This is a genomic window from Marinobacter sp. OP 3.4, assembly GCF_036224885.1.
In the GTDB taxonomy this organism is placed as follows: domain Bacteria; phylum Pseudomonadota; class Gammaproteobacteria; order Pseudomonadales; family Oleiphilaceae; genus Marinobacter.
This window is the reverse complement of record NZ_JAVVLT010000116.1, coordinates 23,770-30,774: the sequence shown is the minus strand read 5'-3', so window position 1 is coordinate 30,774 and position 7,005 is coordinate 23,770. Positions and strand designations below refer to the sequence as shown.

The 7,005-nt window shown below is 62.2% G+C and carries 8 protein-coding genes; 5 read left to right on the top strand and 3 right to left on the bottom strand.

The genetic code is table 11. From position 1 onward, the window contains the following. From RO069_RS19980 to RO069_RS19965, 4 genes are all read left to right on the top strand, one after another. Positions 1-181, top strand: a 181-nt coding sequence (locus RO069_RS19980; RefSeq protein ID WP_328189828.1) for a hypothetical protein, incomplete at its 5' end; no start/stop codon positions are given. A gap of 3 nt (positions 182-184) precedes the next feature. After that, on the top strand, positions 185-1,504 hold the full coding sequence (gene hisD, locus RO069_RS19975; protein WP_328189827.1) for a histidinol dehydrogenase: 1,320 nt from the start codon (positions 185-187) through the stop codon (positions 1,502-1,504). A 9-nt stretch (positions 1,505-1,513) separates the two neighbouring features. Next, positions 1,514-2,572 (top strand): histidinol-phosphate transaminase, encoded by a 1,059-nt coding sequence (hisC, locus tag RO069_RS19970; RefSeq protein WP_328189826.1) that lies wholly within the window; start codon positions 1,514-1,516, stop codon positions 2,570-2,572. Positions 2,573-2,624: 52 nt separating this feature from the next. Beyond that, a complete protein-coding gene (locus RO069_RS19965; protein ID WP_328189825.1) occupies positions 2,625-3,368 on the top strand; it encodes a Nif3-like dinuclear metal center hexameric protein in 744 nt (247 codons plus the stop codon). Positions 3,369-3,410: 42 nt separating this feature from the next. On the opposite strand, the gene RO069_RS19960 is transcribed toward RO069_RS19965, so the two are convergent. Next, entirely contained in the window at positions 3,411-3,857 is a 447-nt protein-coding gene (locus RO069_RS19960; protein WP_328189824.1) for a YhcB family protein, read from the bottom strand. Between the two features lie 325 nt (positions 3,858-4,182). On the opposite strand from RO069_RS19960, the gene zapE reads away from it, so the two are divergent. Continuing rightward, the gene (gene zapE, locus RO069_RS19955) at positions 4,183-5,280 is read left to right on the top strand and encodes a cell division protein ZapE (protein WP_328189823.1); all 1,098 of its coding nucleotides are present in this window, start codon (positions 4,183-4,185) and stop codon (positions 5,278-5,280) included. A gap of 94 nt (positions 5,281-5,374) precedes the next feature. Here the strand turns inward: zapE and RO069_RS19950 are convergent, their stop codons facing one another. Together RO069_RS19950 and RO069_RS19945 are read right to left on the bottom strand one after the other, a co-directional pair. Then, positions 5,375-6,313, bottom strand: coding sequence for a glucosaminidase domain-containing protein (locus RO069_RS19950; RefSeq protein ID WP_328189822.1), 939 nt, complete (start codon positions 6,311-6,313; stop codon positions 5,375-5,377). 73 nt (positions 6,314-6,386) lie between these two features. Further along, positions 6,387-6,953 (bottom strand): YfaZ family outer membrane protein, encoded by a 567-nt coding sequence (locus tag RO069_RS19945; RefSeq protein WP_328189821.1) that lies wholly within the window; start codon positions 6,951-6,953, stop codon positions 6,387-6,389. Positions 6,954-7,005 lie beyond the last annotated feature (52 nt).

The window sequence follows — 7,005 nt, the reverse complement described above, 5'->3', positions numbered from 1 at the left end:
TGAATACGTCCCTGTAGGCTCTTCAAAAACGTCCCTGTTTTTGAAGGTCCCGGAAAGCGTCACCGCTCATCCGGGCTCACATCAGAGCTGCCTGCATGGCGTTCGACGGTTCTGGAAAGGCTTCCCCGCCCGCCCAGACTATTTCGGAGATAACTTCAACTTGGTTGAATACCTCGGGTGACCTATGACTGACCTTACGATTACCAGACTGTCTGCTTCCGATGCAGGCTTTGATGACGCGCTCAGCAAGCTGTTGGCTTGGGACGACAGCGTTGACCATCAGGTAAACGAGTCGGTCCGTCATATCCTGAGTGAGGTGAAGCTGCGGGGCGATGCGGCGGTGATGGAGTTTACCGCGAAGTTCGACCAGCTTGAGGTGGCGTCCATGGCCGGGCTGGAGATTTCCCAGGCGCGTCTGGAGCAGGCCCTGGAGAGTATTCCCGCTGACCAGCGGGACGCCCTGGAAGCCGCGGCCGATCGCATCCGTGACTACCACCAGCGTCAGAAGCAGGACTCCTGGCAGTACGAGGAGGCCGACGGCACGGTGCTGGGGCAGAAGGTGACGCCGCTGGATCGGGTGGGGCTGTATGTGCCCGGTGGCAAGGCGGCCTATCCGTCGTCGGTGCTGATGAACGCGCTTCCCGCCAAGGTGGCCGGTGTCGGTGAGGTGATCATGGTGGTGCCGACCCCGGCGGGGGTGGTGAACGACATGGTGCTGGCCGCCGCTGCCATTGCCGGTGTTGATCGGGTGTTTACCCTCGGTGGGGCCCAGGCGATCGGGGCGCTGGCTTACGGGACCGAGACGGTGCCGGCGGTGGACAAGATTGTGGGGCCGGGCAATATTTTTGTGGCCACGGCCAAGCGTGAGGTGTTCGGTACCGTGGGCATCGATATGATCGCCGGGCCGTCGGAGATTCTGGTGATCTGTGATGGCGCCACCGACCCGGACTGGATCGCCATGGACCTGTTCTCCCAGGCGGAGCACGATGAGCAGGCGCAGTCCATTCTGGTGAGCCCGGATGCCGCGTTTCTGGATGCGGTGGAAGACAGTATTCGCAAGCTGCTGCCGACGATGGAGCGCAGTGAGATTATTGCCCGGTCGCTCACCGACCGGGGTGCGCTGATCCAGGTGAAGGATCTGGATCAGGCGGCGGTGGTGTCCAACCGGATTGCCCCGGAGCACCTGGAACTGTCGGTGGAGGAACCGCAGGCCCTGGCGGATAAGATCCGTCATGCCGGTGCCATCTTCATGGGCCGTTACACCGCCGAGGCCCTGGGGGATTACTGCGCGGGGCCTAACCATGTGCTGCCCACCTCCGGTACGGCGCGGTTTTCGTCGCCGCTGGGCGTCTATGACTTCCAGAAGCGTTCGTCGCTGCTCGGGTTCTCCGCCGCCGGCGCTGATCGCATGGGCCGGGTGGCTTCGGTACTGGCCCGGGGTGAGGGGCTGACGGCCCACGCCCGGTCCGCCGAGTACCGTGTCGATTCCTACCGCGAGTCCTGAGGAGCCGCCATGAGCAAGTTCTGGAGTCCCCTGGTACGTGAGCTCAAGCCCTACGTGCCGGGGGAGCAGCCGAAGATGCAGCGGCTGGTCAAGCTGAATACCAATGAGAATCCCTACGGACCCTCGCCCAGGGTGCTGGAGGTGATCCGCCAGCAGGCGGACGACAGTTTGCGCCTGTACCCGGACCCGGAGAGTGAGCGGCTTCGTGGGGTGATTGGCGATTACTATGGCGTGTCGCCGGAGCAGGTCTTCGTGGGCAACGGCTCGGACGAAGTGCTGGCCCATATTTTCCAGGGGCTGCTCAAGCAGGACCGGCCAATCCTGTTCCCGGACATCACCTACAGTTTCTATCCGGTGTACTGTGGTCTCTATGGTGTGGACAGTCGCCTGGTGCCCCTGAACGAGGACTTCGGTATCAACCCGGAGGACTACCGGGTACCCAATGGCGGTGTGATCTTCCCGAACCCGAATGCCCCCACGGGCCGGTTCCTGCCTCTGGACGATGTGGAACAGATCGTTGCCGGTAACCCGGACAGTGTCGTGGTGGTGGACGAAGCCTACGTGGATTTCGGTGGTGACAGCGCCATTGCCCTGGTGGACCGGTATCCTAACCTGCTGGTCACCCAGACCCTGTCCAAGGCCCGTTCACTGGCCGGGCTGCGGGTAGGCTTTGCGGTGGGGCACCGGGACCTGGTGGAGGCCCTGAACCGGGTCAAGAACAGCTTCAATTCCTACCCCCTGGACCGGCTGGCCCAGGCGGGTGCGGTGGCCGCCTTTGAAGACCAGACCTGGTTTGAGCATACCCGCAAGCAGGTAATCGCAGAGCGGGAGCGGGTCACGTCGGCCCTGGAAAAGATGGGCTTCGAGGTGCTGCCGTCCGCCGCCAACTTCATTTTTTGCCAGCATGGATCGGTATCAGGCGATACCCTGGCCGCCCGGCTGCGGGAGCGTGGTATCATCGTGCGCCACTTCGACAAGCCCAGGATCGACAACTTCCTGCGCATCACCATTGGTACCGACGGACAGAACGACGAATTACTGTGGGCACTCGGCGAACTGACCGGCTGAGGGCTGCCGGGGTTTCCGGGCCCGCCTGTCCGCTGATCGATAGGAGTCACTCATGGCAACACGCAACGACATCCTCCAGACCCTGAACCAGTGGCTGACCCCCGAAAACTTCCAGGATTATTGCCCCAACGGTCTGCAGGTGGAGGGCCGCGACGAGATCACGACGATCGTTAGCGGCGTGACCGCCTCCCAGGCCTTTATTGATGCGGCGGTGGAAGCCGGTGCCGATATGATCCTGGTGCACCACGGCTATTTCTGGAAAGGCGAACCCCAGCCGGTCACTGGCATGAAGAAGGCCCGCATCAAGACCCTTCTGGCCCATGACATCAGCCTGGTGGCCTACCATCTGCCGCTGGACGATCACCCGGAATACGGCAACAACCGCCAGTTGGCGGAGGTGCTAGGTATCCGTGACCCGCGACCGATGGGTGGACTGGTGTGGGAAGGGGAACTGGCGGAGCCCATGACCCCGGAGGCCTTTGCCGGTTTCCTCCAGGAGCGGCTCAACCGCCAGCCCCTGCATGTGGGCGCCGGGCCCGAGCAAATCCGGCGGGTAGCGTGGTGTACCGGTGCCGCCCAGGGATTCCTGCCTTCGGCGGTGGAGGCGGGCGTGGATGCCTACATCAGTGGTGAAGCGTCGGAGCCCACCACCCATACCGCCCGGGAATGCGGCATCCATTACTTCGGGGCCGGTCACCATGCCACTGAACGTTATGGTGTGCAGGCCCTGGGCAGGGCGCTGGCGGAAACATTCGGGGTGTCGCACCAGTTCATCGACTGTGATAATCCGGTGTAACGGGGCACCAGGTCAGCCAGTGGCTGACCTGGAGGGCGGAGGTCAGGCCTTCGCCTTTTCCTCGTCGGTCAGGCCGTAACCCTCGTCCAGGGTGCCTTTCTCGTCGGGATCCTTCTTGGGCGCATAGTCCCTGGGGGGTTCCGCCACGTCGCTATCGCCGGTCTTGGCTCCGGTCAGGCGGGCGCGCTGCTTCTCCTGCTCAAGCTCGTCCAGCCATTCGTCGTCGTTAGCCAGGCGGTTGGCACCCCGGGCCATGTGGTGGTTGACGTCGCGGAAGGCGTCGTTGAAGCGCCGCAGCAGGTGAGCCGATTCCATGAAGTGTTCGTTTACCTGTGCCTGGTAACGGGTGTACTCGTTGCGCAGTTCTTCCATCTGCTGTTCGGTACGGCGCTGTCGCAGGGTCGTGCCCTGGCTGGAGCGGCCAATCAGAAGGCCAATGATCAGTCCTACGGCTAATGCGGCAACAGCGGCCAGAATCAGGTTGGTCATAGGGTTATCGTCCTGTCGGAAGTCCTTTTTAGCGTCAAGGGCGGTGTTGTCCGGAGGAGCGGGTCGGTCGCACCACCGGACACCCCGCTATGCCTCCGGCCCGCCCCGGCCGGGAACATTATGATTTCAGTATACCCGTTTAGGGCGGGCCCTGCCCATGGTCTCATACCCCTACGAAGGTTTTGTTGATTTATTGCAACCAAACGGTACGCCTGATCTGTCGGGCATTTACCGGCGTTGCCCGCAAGATGGCGATTTTTATGAAAATCAGCGACAATAGCGACCCTTTTCGATCACCACGGCTCCCGACAGGAGAAGGTTCTGAATGACACCCTGGGAACGATACCAGCAAGACCTGGAACGCCCTGATTTCAAGGCGGATGCGGCTCAGGAAGACGCCGTGCGCCGACTGCATGCGTTGTACGAGAAACTGGTGGAAGCGGAGAGCGAGCGCAACCGGCCGCTGAAGAAACTGTCGCTGAAGGTACGGAAAGGGCGTGAAGAGCCGGTCAAGGGGCTCTACTTCTGGGGGGGGGTCGGTCGTGGCAAGACCTACCTCATGGACACCTTCTATGAATCGCTGCCGTTCGACCGCAAGATGCGGGTGCACTTTCACCGTTTCATGCAACGGGTGCACAATGAACTCAAGTCCCTGAAAGGGGAGAAGAACCCCCTGGAAAAGGTCGCGGCCCACTTTGCCGAGGATGCCCGGGTCATCTGCTTTGATGAGTTCTTCGTGTCCGATATTGGCGACGCCATGATCCTGGCGACACTGATGGACGGACTGTTCAGCCGTGGCGTGTCGCTGGTGTGCACGTCCAATATCGAGCCGGACGGCCTCTACAAGGACGGCCTGCAGAGGGCACGGTTCCTGCCCGCCATCGATCTGGTCAAGAAGTACACGGATGTGGTGAATGTGGACGGAGGCGTGGACTACCGCCTGCGGACCCTGGAGCAGGCGGAGCTCTACCATTCGCCCCTGGATGAGCAGGCGGATATCAGCCTGCAGAAGAGTTTCGATGGCCTGGCGGTGGAAGCCGGCAGCCACTCCCTCAACCTGAAGGTGAACGGTCGCAAGCTACAGGCCCGGGCCCATTCCGACGATGTGGTGTGGTTCGAGTTCCGGGAGCTTTGCGATGGTCCCCGCAGCCAGAATGACTACATCGAACTGGCACGGGAGTTCCAGACCATTATCGTGTCCAACGTGCCGGTGCTGGGGGGCGACAAGGATGACCAGGCCCGCCGGTTCATCAACATGATTGATGAGTTCTACGACCGTAACGTCAAGGTCATCCTCTCCGCAGAGGCCCCGATTACCGGGCTGTACGCCGGTGGCCGGCTCGGTTTCGAATTCGAGCGCACCGAGTCGCGGCTATTGGAGATGCAGTCCAGGGACTACCTGGGGGCGCCCCACAAGGCCTGAGGGCCTTGACAGCCGCGTTGTACCGACTCGATTCTGGACCCGCCAAACCTTCGCCACCGCGCCTTGCCCTCAAGGCTCTCAGTGGCTCAGAAGGTTAGTCGATAGAAGCGGTGTTGGTGTCCTCGGCTGGCTCATAACCCGGCTGCAATTGCTCTTCCGGCGCCGTGGCCAGTGCCATGAGCCCTTCAATATTGTCACGGCTGACTATGGTGTCCCGGTATTGCTGGTCGTACCACACCAGGTTGTTGTAGCGGATCATGCTCCGCAACTCCTGGATGTACTCGTGCCCCCGTTCCGAATAGTCTCCCAGGCCGGCGGCCAGTTCGCTGCCGGTGGGATAGCCACCGCTCTGATGGGCCTTTTCCCGAAGCACCCGCAGTTCATGGTAGGCCGGATGCCGGTTCAGGTTCTGCACGTAGGCCCTTACCGAGTGATAGGTGGAGCGGAAGCGGGCGACTTCGTAGCTGGCGCCTTCGGGGCGGCTCAGGGGCACCAGGCCACAGCCCGGCGAGAAGCACCACTGGCCGAACAGGTTGTTGCCCTGACGGGCGAACCGGGAGGTTCCCCAGGCGGATTCGTTGGCGGCCTGGGCCAGTACCAGGGAGGGTGGTATGGTATCCAGACGGCGCAGCAGTCGCCGGAACATCTCGTCGCTGCCGGTTTCCTGATCCACCCGCAGGCGCTCGGCCTGCTTCGCCAGCCACTCAATATCGTCCTCGCTGAGGGTTTCCCTCGACTGCAGGTCCAGCAGGTGCTGCCTTTGCAGCAGTATCCGGCTGTTCACCAGCAGGGTGCGGCTGTACAGGTAGGCGAAGAAGGCGGACTTCTTTTCCGTCACATCGTGATAGAGCTGGAAGTTGGGCAGGGGATCGAGGATCCACCGGGGCAGTTCCGGCAGGGTGGCCAGTTCCACGTCCTCTTCCGCGTCATCCGAGCGGGGTTCCGGCGGTGGAGGCGGGGTGTGCAGGACGCCCCATAGCGCCGCCAGGGTAAACGGGACGATCAGAAGGAGACTTCTTGAACCGGCAGACATTCGAATCCTCGCAAGTGACTGTGACATCGGGAGTGTAACAGTCACTACGAGGAAAGGTCTGTTCAGGTTTGTATCAGAAGAAGATCTTCATGCCGGCCATGACGCCTTCATCCAGGTTGATGTCGGCGCTGCTGTTGTCCAGGTCGGTGTTCACGTAGCGGTAGCCCGCGTACACGTCGGCATTGCGGATAACCCGGTAGCTGACCCTCGCCTCGATATCGGTGACCGCGTCGGAGTCCCCGAACGACAGGATGCTGGGGGCGTAGTGGGCGCTGCCACCGACCGACAGACCCGGTACGTTGGGAATGTTGACCGTGGCATAGCCGCCGATGCCAACGCCGCCGCCGTCCAGGTCGTCATCGTCCCACAGCAGGCCCCGGAAGCCGATGCCGGCGGTGGTCGGCAGGTTGCCCAGCGCGGTCTGGCCCTGGGCATGGAACTCGCCATTGATCAGGTGACGGCTACCCTCGTGGTAGGTGTAGCCTGCGCCGGCCTGGATATCGGACCGGACATCAAAGAAGTTGACCTGGCCCTTGACGGACTCGTTGGTCAGGCTGAAATCCGCGTCGGCGGCCAGGGCCGGTGCTGCGGCGATTGACAGGGCAGCAGGCAGGGCAATGGCAGAAGTCCTAAACAGCATGGTGGGGTACCTCTGGAGTTGGTTGATTCGTTCCGATCAGATGTTGTTGTGA

Bases quoted from the DNA above. Each gene is read 5' to 3' on its own strand.
- hisD (WP_328189827.1), top strand. From the start codon at position 185: ATGACTGACCTTACGATTACCAGACTGTCTGCTTCCGATGCAGGCTTT.
- hisC (WP_328189826.1), top strand. From the start codon at position 1,514: ATGAGCAAGTTCTGGAGTCCCCTGGTACGTGAGCTCAAGCCCTACGTG.
- RO069_RS19965 (WP_328189825.1), top strand. From the start codon at position 2,625: ATGGCAACACGCAACGACATCCTCCAGACCCTGAACCAGTGGCTGACC.
- RO069_RS19960 (WP_328189824.1), bottom strand. From the start codon at position 3,857: ATGACCAACCTGATTCTGGCCGCTGTTGCCGCATTAGCCGTAGGACTG.
- zapE (WP_328189823.1), top strand. From the start codon at position 4,183: ATGACACCCTGGGAACGATACCAGCAAGACCTGGAACGCCCTGATTTC.
- RO069_RS19950 (WP_328189822.1), bottom strand. From the start codon at position 6,313: ATGTCTGCCGGTTCAAGAAGTCTCCTTCTGATCGTCCCGTTTACCCTG.
- RO069_RS19945 (WP_328189821.1), bottom strand. From the start codon at position 6,953: ATGCTGTTTAGGACTTCTGCCATTGCCCTGCCTGCTGCCCTGTCAATC.